14 protein-coding genes are annotated in these 19,246 nt (G+C 33.2%); 1 reads left to right on the top strand and 13 read right to left on the bottom strand.

All coding sequences use genetic code 11. The features are described 5' to 3' along the window. Positions 1 to 166: 166 nt before the first annotated feature. Positions 167 to 2,602, bottom strand: coding sequence for a hypothetical protein (locus tag DWV06_RS16625; RefSeq protein ID WP_115483335.1), 2,436 nt, complete (start codon positions 2,600 to 2,602; stop codon positions 167 to 169). Positions 2,603 to 2,701: 99 nt separating this feature from the next. Then, positions 2,702 to 3,184: a signal peptidase II gene (locus DWV06_RS16620; protein WP_115483334.1), complete on the bottom strand. Its 483-nt coding sequence runs from the start codon at positions 3,182 to 3,184 to the stop codon at positions 2,702 to 2,704. 233 nt (positions 3,185 to 3,417) lie between these two features. Between DWV06_RS16620 and DWV06_RS16615 the strand changes: the two genes are divergently transcribed. Then, the gene (locus DWV06_RS16615) at positions 3,418 to 5,445 is read left to right on the top strand and encodes an LTA synthase family protein (protein ID WP_115483333.1); all 2,028 of its coding nucleotides are present in this window, start codon (positions 3,418 to 3,420) and stop codon (positions 5,443 to 5,445) included. A gap of 72 nt (positions 5,446 to 5,517) precedes the next feature. Here the strand turns inward: DWV06_RS16615 and clpX are convergent, their stop codons facing one another. From clpX to DWV06_RS16560, 11 genes are all read right to left on the bottom strand, one after another. Beyond that, positions 5,518 to 6,951 carry an ATP-dependent Clp protease ATP-binding subunit ClpX gene (gene clpX, locus DWV06_RS16610; protein WP_334294010.1) on the bottom strand — a complete coding sequence of 478 codons (1,434 nt, stop codon included), beginning with the start codon at positions 6,949 to 6,951 and terminating at the stop codon, positions 5,518 to 5,520. 203 nt (positions 6,952 to 7,154) lie between these two features. After that, positions 7,155 to 8,432, bottom strand: coding sequence for a S1C family serine protease (locus tag DWV06_RS16605; RefSeq protein WP_115483331.1), 1,278 nt, complete (start codon positions 8,430 to 8,432; stop codon positions 7,155 to 7,157). A gap of 69 nt (positions 8,433 to 8,501) precedes the next feature. Beyond that, positions 8,502 to 9,518, bottom strand: a complete 1,017-nt coding sequence (gene galE, locus DWV06_RS16600) for a UDP-glucose 4-epimerase GalE (RefSeq protein ID WP_115483330.1) — start codon at positions 9,516 to 9,518, stop codon at positions 8,502 to 8,504. Positions 9,519 to 9,545: 27 nt separating this feature from the next. Further along, positions 9,546 to 11,384, bottom strand: a complete 1,839-nt coding sequence (gene glmS, locus DWV06_RS16595) for a glutamine--fructose-6-phosphate transaminase (isomerizing) (RefSeq protein ID WP_115483329.1) — start codon at positions 11,382 to 11,384, stop codon at positions 9,546 to 9,548. Positions 11,385 to 11,410: 26 nt separating this feature from the next. Then, positions 11,411 to 12,334 (bottom strand): glycosyltransferase, encoded by a 924-nt coding sequence (locus tag DWV06_RS16590; RefSeq protein ID WP_115483328.1) that lies wholly within the window; start codon positions 12,332 to 12,334, stop codon positions 11,411 to 11,413. A gap of 22 nt (positions 12,335 to 12,356) precedes the next feature. Further along, positions 12,357 to 13,481, bottom strand: a complete 1,125-nt coding sequence (locus DWV06_RS16585) for an LCP family protein (protein WP_115483327.1) — start codon at positions 13,479 to 13,481, stop codon at positions 12,357 to 12,359. Positions 13,482 to 13,542: 61 nt separating this feature from the next. Continuing rightward, on the bottom strand, positions 13,543 to 14,658 hold the full coding sequence (locus tag DWV06_RS16580; protein WP_115483326.1) for an LCP family protein: 1,116 nt from the start codon (positions 14,656 to 14,658) through the stop codon (positions 13,543 to 13,545). Positions 14,659 to 14,681: 23 nt separating this feature from the next. Further along, positions 14,682 to 16,088, bottom strand: a complete 1,407-nt coding sequence (locus DWV06_RS16575) for an undecaprenyl-phosphate glucose phosphotransferase (protein ID WP_115483325.1) — start codon at positions 16,086 to 16,088, stop codon at positions 14,682 to 14,684. Positions 16,089 to 16,175: 87 nt separating this feature from the next. Further along, complete coding sequence (locus DWV06_RS16570) at positions 16,176 to 17,138, bottom strand: glycosyltransferase family 2 protein (protein WP_115483324.1); 963 nt, start codon at positions 17,136 to 17,138, stop codon at positions 16,176 to 16,178. Positions 17,139 to 17,148: 10 nt separating this feature from the next. Further along, positions 17,149 to 18,987: a glycosyltransferase family 2 protein gene (locus tag DWV06_RS16565; protein ID WP_115483323.1), complete on the bottom strand. Its 1,839-nt coding sequence runs from the start codon at positions 18,985 to 18,987 to the stop codon at positions 17,149 to 17,151. Beyond that, entirely contained in the window at positions 18,971 to 19,168 is a 198-nt protein-coding gene (locus DWV06_RS16560) for a DNA-directed RNA polymerase subunit M (RefSeq protein WP_115483322.1), read from the bottom strand. The genes DWV06_RS16565 and DWV06_RS16560 overlap by 17 nt, the downstream gene beginning before the upstream one ends. Positions 19,169 to 19,246 lie beyond the last annotated feature (78 nt).

Genomic DNA, 19,246 nt, shown 5'->3' with positions numbered 1-19,246 from the left:
GTTCCCCGTCTGTTTTTTTTTCATGTATTAAGGGAATCTTGGCTCTGGATGCAAAATACATTCAAGTAGACGAAATACAGACGGGGGACTTGCAAAAAACACCAATCAATTCTTTTCAATCTTACTTTTGAATCTAAATAAGATGATAAGATGATTGGTGTTTATTTTATAGAGTCACAGCGCTCTTTTTGGATGAATATGAAGATTTTATCATCTTTCCGTTTACATTACGATAAGCTCTTATCCTATAATAATATCTTTTTTGGGAGTTTAACTTTCTATCGGTAAAGGAAACTGTCTTTCCATTTTTCACTGTCTTTATTTCTTTATAAGTTCCATTTTTACTGTTAGAACGATAAACTACATAACCGCTTGCTCCAGTAACTTTTTTCCAACTCAATTTGATTTTGTCTTTACTTGAAGCCTTGATTGATGTTACTTTAGGTGTTGACGGCACTGCTTTTTTAGATACTACACTAGAATATTTTGAATAATATTTTTTACTTCCTACTGTACGATAAGCTTTAATTTTATAATAGTAAGTCTTACCTGTGGTTAATTTTTTATTGGTATAAGATGTTCGATTCCCGGAAGTTACTGTCTTAATCATCTTATAAGATCCCGTTTTTTTCGTCGAACGGTAGATTTTATAACCACTTGCTCCACTTACTTTCTTCCAAGTAAGTTTAATGCTTCGATAATCTGCAGCTGTCCTTTTAATAATACTAGTCTTTGAAGGCATTGGTCTCGCTGATTTTGCACCGGAATAACTGCCAAAGCATTTCGCTCCACTAATCACTTTATACGCACGTACTTTAAAATAGTATGTTTTGCCTGTCTTTAAACCGGATACAGATCCTGAAGTAGAGCTGCCACCACTCACTGTTTTCACGTGTTTATATTTACCCTTTGGAGATGTAGATTGATAGATATAATATCCACTTGCTCCACTTGCTTTCTTCCATTTAATTTTTATTTTATTATAAGCTGTTGAATAAGCCTTGTTAATTGACACTCTTCCAGGTGTTTTTTGTGTTGGTTTTGCGCTTGCACTTGACGGCATATTTTTAAATACAGGAATTTTAAATACATAGGAATTATTAATGACTCCCATTGATTCATAAGCAACTTTTACATTCTTGCTTTCACTTTCTGCAGCCTGCAGGTTTTGCATATATTGATGCCAATAGCAGCCATTAAAAGAACTGTCTACATCAAACTTCTGTAAATAAAAGGTATCTTGTCCCTGACTGATATAATTTTTCGCTATTTTTTTGGACCCTCCATATAGAGATTTGTATCTGGAATTCCATCCTTCTCTTTTGGCTTCTTTCAATCCATTTTCAATTATTTCAGCTCTTGTTTGTCCATATGCCTCAATATTATAATAATTGTAATAACCTTCATAACCGGGAACTTTACCGGAAATCAAATCTGAGCTGCCTTGCGTTCCCTGTTCTTGGCGAACACGGCTTGCTAATAAATAAGGACTTACATTAATTTCTTTTCCAATTTTCATAAATGCCTGCGCATATGTCATACCACTCTTGACTTTTGCATTCTCCATGAAAGTCCCTTTCAAGATGGATTCTACTCCTGCTTGTGTATGATAATTGGAATTAAATGTCTGTAATTCAAATTGATAAATACCGGTTTCATTTAAAAAATTTCTAGGGTCCATATAATATTTTACAATTGCTGTAGATGCTTGTACCCAATATGGATCACTTTTAATAACCCATTTTCCTGTCCTTTGATTATAATCTCTCGATGCTAATGACTTCCATGAGGCAATATTTTTGTTATCAATCAAATTCCTTGATGGATACATTTCATTGGAAATCACAGTTCCCCAATCCAATCCTGTATTCTGCGCTACAAAGGTCCAATTAGGATGAGCAGAATGGAGCTTTTTTAAATAAGGATGATAACTAGTGGGAAAATATGCCAATATATCGTCAAAGTTTGTCACAGAACTAAGAGAGGCTCTTCCTTGAACTTTTACTTCTGCTAAATTTATTGCTTTTATTTTTTGTAATAATTGATTACGAAAAGAATTAAAATCTGTATCTACAAAAATTAGGTAATTATCTAAAATATACCCTTTTAAAGGTTGTCCATCTTGTGCATAATGAACCTGATACCAAAGAGCTCCATCTACAATTTGAATACCATCAATAAAAATCTGCTGTCCTGAAGCAACTACACTTATCACTTTACTAGAAGGATCTGCAGCTTCATTTATTTCATATGTATCACAATTATATACGGTCCCTCGAACCTCTTTACTTTTTAAAATATTGGATAATTCTTCCTGTGCCGTTTTGAGTAGTGCTTCCATTTCTTCCTTATTATTCTTTTCACTTAAAACGGTCTTTGTTTCATCCTCTTTTGCCAAATTATCTTCATTTTTTATCTCTTCACTTTGTTTCGGATCAGAAATAGAGTCCATAGTCTGCTCTATAGTATCAGCTGAATTATTATCCCCTTGTTCTGATTCCTGCACGGGTTCAGCGTAAACAAATCTCATATTTTCTACGGTTCCTGTCATGAAACTTATAGATAAGGTCCATGCTAAAATAGATAGAAATTTCTTTTTCAATTTAATCCTCACTTTCTATTTGTAGTAAATGCATTATCGCAAATACACAATTTTTAACAATATGATTACATTATGACCTTTTTCAACTCTATAAATATGTTAGTCCTTTTTGCAAAAGTCTTTCCTTAGTATAAAAAACACTCTATAGATAATAACTAAAATTCCTCCTAGAAAAATAAAGATATCTGAAAGATTAAAGATTATATTCTTTAGTCTGCTGCATCTGGAATTAAAGCTAAAATAATCTACTACATATTTTTTCGATATCCGGTCATAAAGGTTACTTAACGCCCCACCTAACATAAAACTTTGACCAAGCTTTAACACCCTCTTTCTCCTTTTCAATAAATTTGAACCAAAATTGACCGCTAATACGGCAACACCCAAAATAGAACCCAGTATCACAAGAAATTGGTTTCTTTCTAAAAAATTGAATATAGCACCTTTGTTATGATATTTATGAAGTATAATTTTGCCCTTACATATTTTCTCCTCTTTATGTAAAACCTTTTTCTCTTCCATATATTTCTTGATGCTGAAATCCAAAATAAAGATACTAAATATAATACCTAAATATATCATGTGACACCCCCTTGTTTTTAAAATTCTAACACAATCTGTCTCTTATGTAAAACCCCAAACTCTTCCTTATTTAAGAATCGTTTCTCTTGATTGACAAAATTATATAAATATTTTAAAATTTACTATATACTTAAATGTCGTTTTTAGTACTTATTTGCAAGAAAATGATGATTAAAAATATGACGTTTTATATTAATAATATCGTATTAAATTACTACGATGAAGGAGAAAAAATGAAATCTAAATTTAAAAATTTAATATCTTCAATAAATAAAGAAAAACTTTATTTGATTAGCAAAATTCTTATGACAACAATAGTTGTAATTGTTTATTTTTTACTACTATTTAATCATGGACTCTCATTCAATGAGCGCAAGATCAGCGCTACTCCATTAGTATTATGTATTATAATTCTGCTTTGGATTAAAAACCCTCTCAATGAAATGTGGAACAAATGGATTGCCAGATTGGGGTTTCTTATAACTCCGTTTGTATGCTATCTGCTCATTGAATTTTTTTATGGAAAATTTATCTTATACATGAAACCTATCTGCATTTTATTTAATTTAATTATTTATGCGTTAATACTCTTTCTACTCTATGTCATTTGCAACAGAACCAAAATCGCTGCGTTAATGCTTTGCTGGATTACTTTTATATTCGGATTTGTAAGCTATAATGTATATGAATTCAGAGGATTCTCTATTGTAGCTTTTGACTTTACTTCAATTAACACAGCTGCAAGTGTTTCGGGAGAATATCAATTTACATTTAGACAAATGGATTATTGCATTTTACTTGCATTTATAGGCTTTTCTGTTTTTTTATGTAAATTGCATAGTTACAAAGGACTTGTGTTAAAAAAGCGTGTAATAGCACTTGTTTTGTGTATGATAAGTATTGGATCATTTGTTAAAATTACATATTTTACTGACTATTTAGAAAAAAAGGGCGTACATGTACGTATGTTTTGTCCTACTAACAGCTACCGGCTGATAGGAAGTGCTTTAACCGTAGTGCTTAGTGGAAAAGTATTGATTATTAAAGATCCTGCCGGGTATGCTCTTAACAAAGTTGAAACTGTTACTGCTCCTTATTTACAAGAACAAAAACAGACTTTTTCAAAGAACACTACAACAACGGAACCAAATCTTATTGTTATCATGAATGAAGCGTATTCTGACCTGAAATCTATTGCTGATTTTAAGGTAAATCAAGATTATATGCCATTTTACAGAAGTCTTTCTGAAAACACAATAAAAGGAAGAGCATACGTATCCGTTTATGGCGGAAATACGGCAAATTCAGAATTTGAATTTATGACGGGCAATACGTTGGCATTCTTCCCACAACGTGTTGCTCCATTACAAATGTATGTTAATGATATCTCTCCTTCTATTAACTATGATTTGAAACAACAAGGGTTTTCTAAAACACTTGCAATGCATCCTTATCATCCTGGCGGTTGGAACCGTAACGCAGCTTATCCGTTACTTGGTTTTGATCAATTTATTAGTGAAAACGATTTTGAGAATCCGGAACTGGTTCGTAAATATATTTCAGATCAAGAAGATTTTAACCGAATTATTGAAGAATATGAAAATTCAAAGAAGACTTCTGACGATCCCTATTATATGTTTAACGTAACTATGCAAAATCATGGAAAGTACACTTATAATTACAATAATCTGCCTCTGGATATCAAAATTACTGATAAGGAATTGTCTGATAATTCTAAATACGGAACGACTGAAGTAGAACGTTATTTAACTTTAATCAAGAAAACGGATGATGCATTTAAAAACCTTGTTAACTATTTTAAGCAAGTTGACGAACCGACCGTTATTGTTATGTTCGGTGATCATCAACCGGCGTTGAAAAAATTTCAAGATGCTTTAATTAAAAGAAATAAAAACGATTCAACACAAATCACTTATCAAGTTCCATTTATTGTTTGGGCTAATTATGATATTGAAGAAGAGCAAGTAGAGAAAACTAGTTTAAATTATTTATCTGCAAAAGTTTTTGATGTAATGAATTTGAAAAAAACTGCATATCAAAATTATTTGTTAGACTTATCGAAAGATATCCCTGCTATTACTGCAAATGGATATTGGGGCGCAGACGGTAAATTTTATCACTTAAATGATAAGTCCTCACCTTATTACAAGAAAATACTAGAATACAAATATGTTCAATATAACGGATTTTTTGATAGGAAAAATAGAGTAGAAGATTTCTTCTTTCTACCTGACGATTAATTAATTTTACAAAAAAGTGAATGTTTGAAATTCTCATTTAATCAAACATTCACTCTTTTTTATTATTACTATCTATTGAATTGCAAGTCCTTGTTGCTGTATTATGTTAGAATTATTCTCTTCTAACTCTAAGCATCCACGCATTGTAATCATAGGTCCACCTGTTTTTTCAATATAATCTTTCGTAATGGTGACCCGGCCAATATTATCATCCTTTGGAATTTCATACATAATATCAAGCATGAAATCTTCTATTATTGCTCTCAAAGCTCTGGCTCCGGTTTTCTTTTCCATCGCTTTTCTGGCAATTGCATGTAGAGCCTCATCCTCAAATATTAATTGCACTTCATCTAATTCTAATAACTTTCTATACTGTTTCAATATTGCATTTTTGGGCTCTTTTAAAATTTTTACATACATTTCTTCTGTTAAACCATCTAAAGAAAATACAATAGGAAGTCTACCCAGAAATTCCGGAATCATTCCGAAATTCTTAATATCCTCAACAGTCACTTTATGCAGAAGATTTCTATCATTATCATATTTATCTTTTAAATCAGCTTTAAATCCCATTGATGACTGTTTGTTCAAACGTTCTTTTATTATTTCATCTAAATCAGGAAAAGCTCCGCCACAAATAAATAATATATTTTTTGTATTTACAGTTGTGAGAGGTACCATTGCATTTTTGCTATTAGCACCTACCGGTACTTCAATCTCACTTCCCTCTAACAGTTTCAGCATTCCCTGCTGTACAGATTCTCCACTAACATCCCTTTGATTGGTATTTTTTTTCTTCGCAATTTTATCAATTTCATCAATAAAAATTATTCCATGTTCAGCTTTTTCTACATCGTTATCTGCTGCTGCCAAAAGCTTAGAAACCACACTTTCTATATCATCACCGATATAACCTGCTTCTGTTAAGGAGGTTGCATCGGTGATTGCTAAAGGCACATCTAACAATTTTGCCAGTGTTTTCACCAAATAAGTCTTTCCACATCCTGTCGGACCTATCATCAGCATATTAGATTTTTCAATCTCTATATCATCCATAGTTTCTACAGCAACTCTTTTATAATGGTTATATACAGCAACCGACATAACACGTTTTGCATAGTCTTGACCTACCACATACTCATCTAATTGTGCTTTGATTTTATGTGGAGCAGGTATAGATTTTATATCAAAAGCAGTAACTTTTTTTTCTTCCTTTGATTTTTTCTTTTTTATTTTTTTATTTCTGGGAATCATATTCTGAAGATCTGATAAGTTGATCATACTTATGTTTGGCATATTACTAAGATTAGAGAGATTCACCATATCATCAAAGTTAATATCTGTATGATTCATTGTATCAAATGTCTTTTGCATACACTCAGCACAAATCTTAATATTATTAGGGATTTTAATCAGTTTCCCGACTTTGCTTTCCGGACGACGGCAGATATAACAAAATTCTTCATATTCATCTGTATCGCCTGTTTTATCTTCTTTCTTATCCATATCATACTTTTCCAATTGTATATTTTCTAAATTCTCTTTAGAAGAATTTTCATTTTCGTTATTAAAATCTGTCATTTCTAATCCTCTCTTTCTCACCCTTGTTCCTTATTATAGCTTACATACTAAAAATCGACAAGTAAAGATTATATAAAAAGCGGAGATATGAATTATTATTCTTAATCTATCTCCGCTGTAATACTTATTTATTCTTTTCGTCCAAGTGTAACATGAATATCTGCCTCTACATATTTTCCATTGTCTGATTTCATAATAACAACATCTACCTTATCACCAGATGCATAATACTTGAGTACTTGAGAAAGCTGTTCCATAGTCGTGACCTCTTTATTATCAACTTTGGTAATGATATCACCTTTTTTCAGTCCTGCCTTTTCTGCTGCAGTACCCTCAAAAACTTTTGCTACGTAAACTCCTATTGGCATATCATATGTTTGGGACACTTCATCTGTTACATCTACACCGGCAATTCCTAAATATGCTGCATCTTTTTTATCAACCTTTTTCTTATTGATCAGATCATCAATAATCGGCTGTGCAGTTGAAATCGGTATTGAATAACCCATACCCTCTACCTCAGTAGATGCGAATTTGATTGAATTGATACCAATCACTTTACCTTGTATATTTATTAATGCTCCACCACTATTTCCCGGATTAATAGCAGCATCTGTCTGAATTAATTCATTCGTAACACTATCCACGGAAACTTGGCGATTCAAAGCACTAATAACGCCTACAGTCACAGATTGTCCATATCCTAATGCATTTCCAATTGCAATTGCAGGTTCACCAACTTTCAATTCATCTGAATTTCCGAATTTTGCAATTTTAATTTTCTTTAATGTATCTTTGTCAATATCTTTTATTGAAACACTTAAAACAGCTAAATCTACATAAGAATCGGTTCCTTTCACTTTTGCTTTTACTGTAGTATCATCGACAAAGCCTACTGATATTGTATTAGCGCCTTCTACTACATGATTATTCGTTACAATATACAATTCACTTTTATTTTGACCTATAATGATACCGGAACCACTACTTTCATATTTGTCCTGCCAGGTCTGACCAAAAAAATCTTGATATTGCTCAGTTCCGACATTTGTAATAGACACTACGGAAGGCATTACTGCACTTACTACTCCTGATACATCTCTAAGAGGCTGAGTCTGCATATTTGAACCAGAGTTCTTCGTATTATCTTTGGAACCATTTGCAGAATCCGTACTCTCATCTAGTGTCTGACCTACTATATCCTGATTGTTCGGAACCTGTGTTGATTCAACCGAATTGCTCTTGCTTTTACTTAAGTATTGATAACCTATGAACAAACTATAAATAGCCGTTACAGTAAGCATCGCTATTAAAATAATAATTATTAGAACTTTTAAATAACCGCCCTTTTTCTTTGGTTCTTCAAAGGAGGGTTCTACATTTGAATTTTGATTCTCTTCAAACATAATTTAAGCTCCCCTTTCTATTTTTACTTAGTTTAGCAAGAAATTGTGTTTATTTTGTGTATATTGTTTTTAATTTTCGTAGCCATTCGGGTTAGTTGACTGCCATCTCCATGAGTCTTCACACATCTGTTCTATCCCACGTTCTGCCTCCCAATTCAATTCGGCTTTCGCTTTAGATGGATCTGCATAACAGGTAGCTATATCACCAGGTCTTCTTGGCTTGATAGCATATGGAATCTTGATACCACTTGCTTTTTCAAAACTTTTAATAACCTCTAATACACTATAACCTTTACCGGTACCAAGATTATAAATCAAGACACCTTTTTTTTCTTTTATCTTTTCTATTGCTTTCACATGACCTAAGGCCAAATCAACTACATGAATATAATCTCTGACACCAGTTCCATCCGGTGTATCGTAGTCATCACCAAATACACCAAGACACTCTAATTTACCAACTGCTACCTGCGTAATATACGGAATTAAATTATTGGGTATTCCTTTAGGATTCTCTCCAATTATTCCACTTTTATGCGCTCCAATTGGATTAAAATAACGTAATAAAATTACATTCCATTCTGGATCTGCGGTATGCAGATCTGTTAATATCTGTTCTAACATTCCTTTGGTCTGACCATATGGATTCGTGATTTCTCCTTTCGGACACTCTTCCGTAATTGGAACAAAAGCCGGACTGCCATAAACGGTAGCAGATGAACTGAATACAATATTTTTCACTCCATGTTCTCTCATAACCTGTAACATAACTAATGTTCCTGTAATGTTATTCTCATAATATTCTAGTGGCTTCTGTACCGATTCTCCAACTGCTTTTAGTCCTGCAAAATGAATGACAGAATCAATCTGCTCTTTTGAAAAAATCTCTTCCAGTGCATCCTTATCGCGAATATCTGCTTCATAAAAAGTTACTTTTTTCCCTGTTAATTTTTCAACTCTATTCAGAGCTTCTTTACTTGAATTATATAAATTATCAATTACTACAACTTCATAACCTGCCTCTAGTAATTCTAAACATGTATGACTGCCGATATAACCGGCACCTCCCGTAACTAAAATAGACATATTTTTTCCTCCAATTGTATTTTTCTCTTATTCAACGGTTACTGATTTTGCTAAGTTTCTAGGTTTATCTACATCACAGCCTTTTCCCAAAGATACATAATAACTGAATAGCTGTAATGGAATAATAGCTAATGAGTTCGTAAAGTAAGAATTCGTCTGTGGAATATAAACTACATAATCAGATGCTTTCTCTACTTCAATATTTCCTTCATTTGTCACAGCCATGACAAATGCACCTCTAGTTCTTACTTCAACAATATTACTTATCATTTTCTTATACAGATCTTCTTGTGTCAAGACTGCTGCAACTAAGGTACCTTCCTCAATTAAAGAAATAGTCCCATGTTTCAATTCTCCAGCTGCATAAGCTTCTGAATGAATATAAGATATTTCTTTTAATTTCAAAGATCCTTCTAATGATATAGCAAAATCTACACCTCTTCCAATAAAGAAAACATCTTTCGCAGCCAGATAACGGTTAGCAAACTTTTGTATTTTTTCTTTATTCGCCAGCAACAACTCAATTTGATCTGGAAGACGTTTTAAATCTTGAATCATGACTTCCATTTCTTCTTCCGATACTGTTTTTCTTATTTGTGAAAAACGCATTGCTAATAAATAAAGAGCAATCAACTGTGTACTATAAGCTTTCGTAGTTGCCACAGCAATTTCAGGGCCAGCCCATGTATACATGACATTATCAGCTTCTCTTGCGATAGAACTTCCAACTACATTTACAATTCCCAAAGTCTTAATACCTCTGGCTTTTGCTTCTCTTAGAGCTGCTAACGAATCTGCTGTTTCGCCTGATTGACTTATTATAATCACAAGTGTTCCCTCATCCAGAATCGGATTCCTATAGCGGAATTCAGAGGCAAGGTCCACTTCAACCGGAATACGTGCCATTCCTTCAAAAACATATTTTCCGGTAACACCGGTATGATACGCAGAACCACATGCTACAATATAAATTTTCTTGATTTTTAATATTTCTTCATCCGTCATTCCTAATTCATTTAATACAATTTTACCATCGACAATATGCGGATCATGTTTTGGGTTCAATGTATCACTAACAGCTTTCGGCTGTTCATACATCTCTTTTAACATAAAATGCTCATATCCACCTTTTTCAGCGGCATTAATATCCCATTCTATTTTCGTTGCATCTTTTTGAATCTCTTCTTGATCTACATTATAAAACTTAATTTCATTTCCAGTTAGACAAGCAATTTCATGATTTTGTATAAAATATACGTTTCTTGTATATTTCAAGACTGCAGGTACATCAGATGCAATTAAATTACCATTTTCACTTGTCCCAACAATCAATGGACTGTCTTTACGAACTGCATATATTTTATCAGGATGATCTTTGAAAATTATCCCTAATGCATAAGAACCTTCTACTCGATTCATAATCTTGCTAATAGCTTCTAATGGGTTCCCATCATAATAATAATCAAGTAATTGAACTAATGTTTCTGTATCTGTTTCTGATTGAAACGTATAGCCCTTATCTTCTAATTTATGTCTAATACGAATATAATTCTCTATGATACCATTATGAACAACCGCAATAGACTGTTCACTGTTCAAATGAGGATGAGCATTGCTATCAGAAGGACTTCCATGAGTCGCCCATCTTGTATGTCCAATTCCTACTGTCCCCTTAAGCATTTCTCCTCCATGGGTCAATTCGCTTAACACTTTCAATCGGCCTGCTGCCTTTTGAATCTGAATTTCCTCTCCATTTGACACTGCCATTCCGGCTGAATCATAACCACGATATTCTAATTTAGATAATCCATCTAACAATATCGGGGCTGCTTGATCCTCCCCAATATATCCTACTATACCACACATAATACTTCCTCCTCCTTAAACAAATTTTACTGATGTTCCCAATAGGTCTGGTTCATCGTACATCTTCTAATCAGTTCCCTGGGCAGCTTGTTATAACTTTTTCCTAGTTTATAACCAAGCCACTTAAATCCACTTTGTAAAATTAAATCTACAATCATCCATGATTTCTTATTTTTATATAAATAATGAGCTGTCTGTCGTACCATTTTTATGCCTTCACTTTCAGAACGTACATTTTCAAACACCTCTGGATGCTCTTTCTGAGAAACAGCTAAATCGAAATTGCGTTTAAAATATTCTATATAACTATAATTATGCGAATGTATTACTTCTGCCTCTGCAACATAGGCAATTTTCATTCCGGATTGTACCATTTTTCCTGCATAAATCATATCTTCATTAAAAATAGTCCTTCTTTCAAAGCCTCCCAGTTCCATATAGATATCTTTGCGATACGCCGCACATACATTTGAACAGAAAAAAGTTTTTATTCCCAGTTCCTCAATATCCTCCAAAGATTTTGTACAACTATTTCCCGGATAATTGAAGTTCCTTGTATATGCTTCTATCATTTTACAATTTATACGAGGAAGCTGCCTTGCATAGGCAGCTCCAACGTCATTGTCATCAAATGCTTTTATTAAATTTTCAACTAAATACTTATTTTTAGGAACCGCATCCTGCGTCATAAACAATATAATATCTGCTTTCGACTTTAAAGCAGCCTCTGCTCTAACAGCACCATGATCGAAATCCTTTTTAAACAAATGAAATACTTTTCGATTCATCTGCTCTGGATAATCCGACTCTTTCCAAAAAGACTCTTCCGTATTCATGATTATAATTTCATTAATCGGATAAGTCTGCTTATCCAATCGTTCTAACAAAGTAATAAATGTTATATCCGGTTGATAGGTAGGAATCACAACATCTACTGTATATTGATTCAAAATATCACTCCTAATTTCGTTTTCACTCCGAAGCACCCGTAGTTGGTTCTGAAGTGTTGGAATCCTTTGTAGTCGTATCAATTTCTTCTGTTTTTGCTCCGGTTTTTTCTATGATTTGATCACTGATTTCTTTCACCGTTGTTGAGGGCTGATAATTTTTTTCACCATATAAAAATTCATGTAGTTTTGATACATTATATTCTAATCCGCAAGGATAAACTGCATCACCTAATGGCTCGTACGGTGGATTAGTTGTTTTAGTAAATGGGAAACCAGTAGTTTCTCCTAAATTATATGACATTGCACCCGCAACTAATTTCAGAATTTCAGCAGGTTCAATACTGCTTCTCACTTCTTCAAGTACAGAATCTGCTATTTTGTTAAGTGTAACCGGATCACTTTTCTTAACCTTTTCGGCTATCTTGCTAAGCACCAAACGCTGTCTTTCTGTTCTTTGGTAATCATTTCCGATTTTACGGATTCTACAATATGCCGTAGCCTGCAAACCGGTAAGATTCTGCAAACCTGATTGAGTCAGATTCGGTGATTGTGCACCGGTTATCTCGCTAGTCTCTACCATATAAGCATTAATCCATTTAACTTCTCCGTCTGTTACGTCGATTTCGACTCCTCCTAAAGCATCAATCACATCAATCAATGCCTTAAAGTTTATTGTAACATAATCTTCAATTGCTAAATCTAAGTTCATATTCAACATACTTACTGCTTTTTCCGATCCACCAATGCAATACGCATAATTTGCTTTATTATATTTATCATCTGGTATCTGCAAATAAGTATCTCTGTAAACGGATGCCAGCTTTACTTCTTTTGTCTTATTATTAATACTTGCAATAATTATCGTATCACTGTTATTTCCTTTACCAAGACTTTCAATATCTCTGCTATCCAACCCAAAAAGTGCAATCGTTTTAAAATCTTCTGTATCTTTTTTGTCTACTTCTTTATTACGTACCAGACCGCCTTTATCAAAGTCAGGATCTTTTTGGTATTTTGATAATTTATTTGCTATAAACCACCCAGCTAATATTAATAATAGTATAATAATTTCAATAATAAATATTATAATTCTTCTCTTTCTTCTCGCCTTTTTACTTTTCTTTTTTCCTTTAATAGGAGCTTCCATCGTATTTCCTTCCTTTCATAACACGTAAATGAACAAACACTAATTATACACTTTCTTATTTCTATTGCGTTGCTGCTCCTTCTGTTAAAGTATCCGGAGTCGTATCTTCTTCCATCTCTTCTGTTTCAACACCTGTTTTATTCATAATGTAATCACTAATCTCTTGTACTGTGGAAGATACCGGATAATTCTCTTCTCCATATAAAAACTTATGCAGTTTTTTTACATTATACGCAAAACCACATGCCACAACATCATCTAAGCCTGTTACCTTTTTATCTGCTATTTTGGTATAAGGAAATCCTGTAGTCTCACCGAATTTATAGGAAGGTGCATCTGTTAACAACTTAAGTATTTCTGTCTGAGATATATTTGTATTTACCATATTCTCTCCAATGACAGAATTTGCTATTTTTGTAAGTGTAACCGGATCACTTTTTTTCACTTTTTCAAAAATTTTGCTGATCACAAGTCGTTGTCTCTCAGTTCTTCTATAATCATCGCCTCCTGTATAACGGATTCTGCAATATGCAGTCGCCTGCATTCCATTCAGATTTTGTAATCCTGTACTAGCTACATCCGGCGTATCTTTTCCAGTAATCTTTCTATTCTCAACCAAATAATTATTTAAATGTTGAATTTCACTTTCTGTAACATTAATTTCTATACCACCTAATTCATCAATAACATCGACTAATGCCATGAAATTAACAGTCACATATTCATCAATAACTAAATCTAAATTCATATTCAACATACTGATTGCCTTTTCAGGACCTCCCAGAAAATATGCTGAATTCGCTTTGTTATAGTCGTCCTCGGGAATTTTAACATAGGTATCCCGATAGACTGATGCCAGTTTAACTTCTTTCGTTTTATTATTAATACTAGCAATAATAATCGTATCACTATGATTATCTTTTCCAAGACTATCATTCTCTCTGCTATCCAAGCCAAAAAGTGCAATTGTTCTAAAACCCTGCGTTTTTTCAACTTCTTCATTCTTATGAACTGCATTTTTATTAAAATCAGGATCTTGCATTCTAGAGAACAACTGCCATAGATATAAAACCACAAGCAGTATTATAACAATAACTATTTCAATAATAAAAATTACAATTCTTCTCTTGCGTCTAGCCTTTTTTCTTTTATTTTTTGCTTGTTTAGAACTAGCCATTTTTATTTCCTCCCGCCAAACTATTAATAGGCATTTTTATTTATAAATCCGGTAAATACAGTTAAAAATAAAATTTTAAAATCAAACCCAATCGTCCAATTCTCAATATAATACAAATCATGTTCAATACGTTTACGAATTGATGTATTGCCTCTCAAACCATTGATTTGAGCCCAACCGGTCATGCCCGGACGTACTTGATGTTTCACCATGTATCTTGGTATTTCTTCTCTGAATTTTTCCACAAACAGCGGTCTTTCCGGCCTAGGTCCTACCAAACTCATATCCCCTTTTAAAACATTAAAAAGTTGAGGCAGCTCGTCGATACTTGTTCTTCTAATAACTTTACCGACCTTGGTCACTCTGGGATCATTTGGTGTTGTCCATGCCTTCTTTTCATGTAATTCCGGCTGGACTTCCATTGAACGGAATTTGTACATATAAAATGAATGATTATGCAGACCTACTCTTTCCTGCTTAAAAACTAATGGTCCTTTTGAGGTCAGCTTTATCAATAAAGCGGTAATTAACATAACCGGTGAAAAAAGCAAAATACAGATAATGGATCCTATAATGTCCATTACTCTTTTTACCATCATATTAAAAGTATTCGATAATGGTACATGTCGAATATTTATTACCGGCAACCCAAGCAGATCTTCTGTATATGGTCTGGTTGGAATAATATTATTATAATCAGGAATGAACTTCGTATGCACACCTGATTTTTCACACTGGGCAACAATCTTTTCTAACTTAAAATACTCCTGAATACTTAAGGTAATGGCAATCTCGTCCAAACGGTTCTCCGGCAGAATCACCAGAAGATTATCAACTCTTCCTATTACCTTGATACCTTTATATACAGTACCTCTTTCTATATTATCATCTAAGATACCTCTGACCTTATAACCCCATTGTGGATTCGACATGATTCGGTCTATATATTCTTCTGCAGCCCGACTGTAACCAACTAACAAGATATGTTTTAAGTTATAGTCTTTCTTTCGCACATTATACAAACATAATCTTATAATATATCTGACAATCATTTCTAACGTAATATTAACACCATAGAAAATGAAAATCATCATTCGCGAAAAATCAGGTTGGTGAATCACATATAATACCACAATAAAAGAAAGCAGTCCCAAGGTATTCGCTTTCACAATATTGCCGAGTTCCACTCTGCGCCCTTGTACCCGCTTTGGCGTATACAAATTAAATGCATAATATAAAATTAAATATCCCGGTATAATCACTAAAAGCGCAGAAAAATAAACCCTTGCTCTTAGAAAACCTAAATGTTCAAAATCAAATATACCACTTTTGAATTTAAGATACCAAGCCAGTACATAAGAAATAATTATAATCACTGCATCAATTACTATATGCACTCGGTTCAAAATTTTTTGATTATCTTTAATCAACAATACTCACCTAAATTCTTTCCATCATACTTGTATATAATACAATAACTCCCAAAAAAGGGCAATTAACATTTTCATCAAATTTCATTAAAACTTTCTTAAAATTTTAAAACAATTTTCCCAAAGTTCCTTTTGAATTTTACAATAATTCCATAAATTTCTTTTTTTAAATGAAATTTTCTTTTTCCTCTCCGACATTTTGAAACCAGTCCTTAGTCCTCTGATATATTCAAAGCCAAGACCTATTCTGATAAAGAAAATAGTTTTAACTATAAATCCTGCAATCAGAAATGGTAGATTTAAAATTATTTGAAACGTCGGCATGTTTTTATAAATAAGATAAATATTATTTCTAGAACTGTTTTTGACTTTAAACTCATTATACCTGGAACCGCTTGTCCCACTACCAACATGATAGACTTTGGCAGTTGGTATATAATAGTTCTCATAACCATAGATTCTGGCTCGATAACCGATATCAATGTCTTCTAAATATGCAAAATGGTCTTCATCAAAATATCCTATCATATCAAAAACCTCTTTACGATAAATAGCGGCTCCGGCACAGGAGGCAAAAATCTTTCCTTCTTTCAAATACTCACTGCTATTTCTTCCTTTTCCCCTCGCATAAGCCCAGCCAAATGCACAATAAAAATCTCCGGCATCATCAACTACAGCTCTATTATTGTAATTTAACATTAAAGAGGCACACGAAAACGCCTTAGGGTAACGTTTGATTCCATCTAATAATTCTTTAACAAAATACTCATGAACCTGCGTATCGTTATTCAACAAAATAACATAAGGTGCTTTTGCTGCTTTTATTCCCATATTAACTGCCTTACAGAATCCAAAATTCTCTCTCAGCTGAACCATACTGATTTCGGGAAATTTTCTTCTTACCAAATCATTACTTCCATCTGTCGAGCCATTATCAACGACAATAATTTCCAAATCAGATAAATTCACCTGTATTTTCAACGAGCGAAGACAATTTTCTATATATTCTATTCCATTATAGTTTGGTATTATAATTGATACTTCCAGCATATTTTCCTCTTTAATTTTCTTTTAATGAATAATTCCATTTTGTCAAGGTTAGATTCGGATTATAATAAGGATCACCTTCTTTCAAAATATGAATCCATCTTTCCCTCATAAATTCAATTTCACTTTGAAATCTCCTTACCTTTTCCTTGGAATCTTCAGCACCTCTGGTTTTTGATTCATAATGATAAGCTTCTACATAAGGATCATAGACTACTAAATAATCTGCTTGTCTCACTTTCAAACAAAAATCCACATCGTTAAAAGCGACCGACAGTTTTTCTTCAAATCCATTTACTTGGTCAAACACCTGCGTTTTCACCATAAGGCAGGCAGCAGTAACTGCACTTAAATTCAGCTGTAATCCTGCTTTATGCATATATCCTGTATGGCTACGGGGCAGTCCTGTAAAGATATGACCTGCAATTCCCCCGATTCCAATGACCGTTCCTGCATGCTGTATGGTATCATCAGGATAAAATAATCTAGCTCCGACAATCCCTACTTCAGGTCGTTGACAATGTCCTAACATTTCTTCCAACCACTGATTTTCAATAATTTCGATATCATTGTTTAATAAAACTAAATATTCTCCATTCGCAAATCTTCTTCCAAAATTATTAATTGCCGAATAATTGAATTCTTTTTCCCATACGACTACTCTTAAATTTTCTTTCTTTTCTAATTCTCTATAATAGGAAAAAGTCCTATCTTCTTCACTATTATTTTCTACAATTATGATCTCATAATTCTTATAATTAGAATTTTCAATGGATTCTAAACACCTATTCAAAATATCAACATTATCTTTATTCGGTATTATAATAGAAACAAATGGATTTCCTGTTACCGGATAGTTCACCCTATAAAATCCTATATCTCTTGTATGACATACGTTTCCTTCAACACCTTGTCTCATTAAATGCTCTTCTATGGCTCGCTTGCCTGCTTCATATGCATACATTTTGCTGGCGGGATTCTCTGCCGTTGAATTTTTGTGAACTCTCCAGTGATATAGTATTCTGGGAATATGTTTTATTAATCTGGCATTTTCAATACAACGGAAAATGAAATCATAATCTTGTGCCCCATCAAATTCTTGTCGGATTCCCCCTACTTGTGCTGCCAAAGATTTTCTTACTACAAAAAAATGGCAGATGTAATTGTTGGAACGTAACAAATCTAAATTGAAATCCGGCTTGAAATGTGGTCTGAAATGTTCTTTTGAATCTTCTGATATTTTGTCTTCATCTGAATATATTACATCAACCTCTATATTCTCATCGATTACTTTGGCTATCTGATACATGGAGTCAAAGGCCAGTAAATCATCATGATCCAATAATCCAATAAATTCTCCTTCCGCCATCTCTATCGCACGATTCGTATTTTCAGATATTCCTGCATTTTCTTCTAACCGTTTATATTTAATTCTTTCATCATGATATGATTTTACTACGTTTTCCACATCTTTTGCAATACTTGCATCAGCAATGCACAATTCCCAGTTCCTATATGACTGTTTTTGCATGCATTCAATAAGTTCTCTTAAAAAATTTTCCGGAGTCTCAAAAGCAGGAACTACTACACTAATATAAGGGTTGGAGTCAAAAGTAGTCTTTTCCTGTTTTTTTAATTCTTCTTCACTGGGCAAATGTTTGACGATCCATGACTCATAGGGTATTTCTTCTATCTGAAATCGTTCATTTAGTTTAACCCAAAATCCTTTTAAACCATAATGGGAAAGATATTTTAAACCTTTTTTTACATTATAAGGAGATAGGCGTCGAAACAACCTACCCCATTCTATACCGTATTCACTTTTTTTCTGGTTCTTATTCGACTTTTCCATGTTCTTTCATCCATTGTTCTGCAAATGCCTGTCTCTCTTCTTTATTTAGCTCAATAAAGTTTTCATATAACATATCCGTAAGTGTCATTTGAGGCAGTCCACATTTATGGCATTCGACCTCTTTTCTTCTTGAAACTTCTCTTACCCATCCACATCGTGGACAAATATATACTTTCATCATATAAGCACCCCTTGTTCTCTTTCATCATTTTCCCCCTCATGATAAATCTTTTCTATTTTAACACTCTGTTTCTATAAT

The sequence above is a fragment of the Anaerosacchariphilus polymeriproducens genome (assembly GCF_003363435.1).
GTDB lineage: Bacteria > Bacillota > Clostridia > Lachnospirales > Lachnospiraceae > Anaerosacchariphilus > Anaerosacchariphilus polymeriproducens.
This window is presented reverse-complemented; position numbering and strand designations above follow the sequence as displayed.

Bases quoted from the DNA above. Each gene is read 5' to 3' on its own strand.
- DWV06_RS16620 (WP_115483334.1), bottom strand. From the start codon at position 3,184: ATGATATATTTAGGTATTATATTTAGTATCTTTATTTTGGATTTCAGC.
- DWV06_RS16615 (WP_115483333.1), top strand. From the start codon at position 3,418: ATGAAATCTAAATTTAAAAATTTAATATCTTCAATAAATAAAGAAAAA.
- clpX (WP_334294010.1), bottom strand. From the start codon at position 6,951: ATGGATAAGAAAGAAGATAAAACAGGCGATACAGATGAATATGAAGAA.
- DWV06_RS16605 (WP_115483331.1), bottom strand. From the start codon at position 8,432: ATGTTTGAAGAGAATCAAAATTCAAATGTAGAACCCTCCTTTGAAGAA.
- galE (WP_115483330.1), bottom strand. From the start codon at position 9,518: ATGTCTATTTTAGTTACGGGAGGTGCCGGTTATATCGGCAGTCATACA.
- glmS (WP_115483329.1), bottom strand. From the start codon at position 11,384: ATGTGTGGTATAGTAGGATATATTGGGGAGGATCAAGCAGCCCCGATA.
- DWV06_RS16585 (WP_115483327.1), bottom strand. From the start codon at position 13,481: ATGGAAGCTCCTATTAAAGGAAAAAAGAAAAGTAAAAAGGCGAGAAGA.
- DWV06_RS16580 (WP_115483326.1), bottom strand. From the start codon at position 14,658: ATGGCTAGTTCTAAACAAGCAAAAAATAAAAGAAAAAAGGCTAGACGC.
- DWV06_RS16570 (WP_115483324.1), bottom strand. From the start codon at position 17,138: ATGCTGGAAGTATCAATTATAATACCAAACTATAATGGAATAGAATAT.
- DWV06_RS16565 (WP_115483323.1), bottom strand. From the start codon at position 18,987: ATGGAAAAGTCGAATAAGAACCAGAAAAAAAGTGAATACGGTATAGAA.
- DWV06_RS16560 (WP_115483322.1), bottom strand. From the start codon at position 19,168: ATGATGAAAGTATATATTTGTCCACGATGTGGATGGGTAAGAGAAGTT.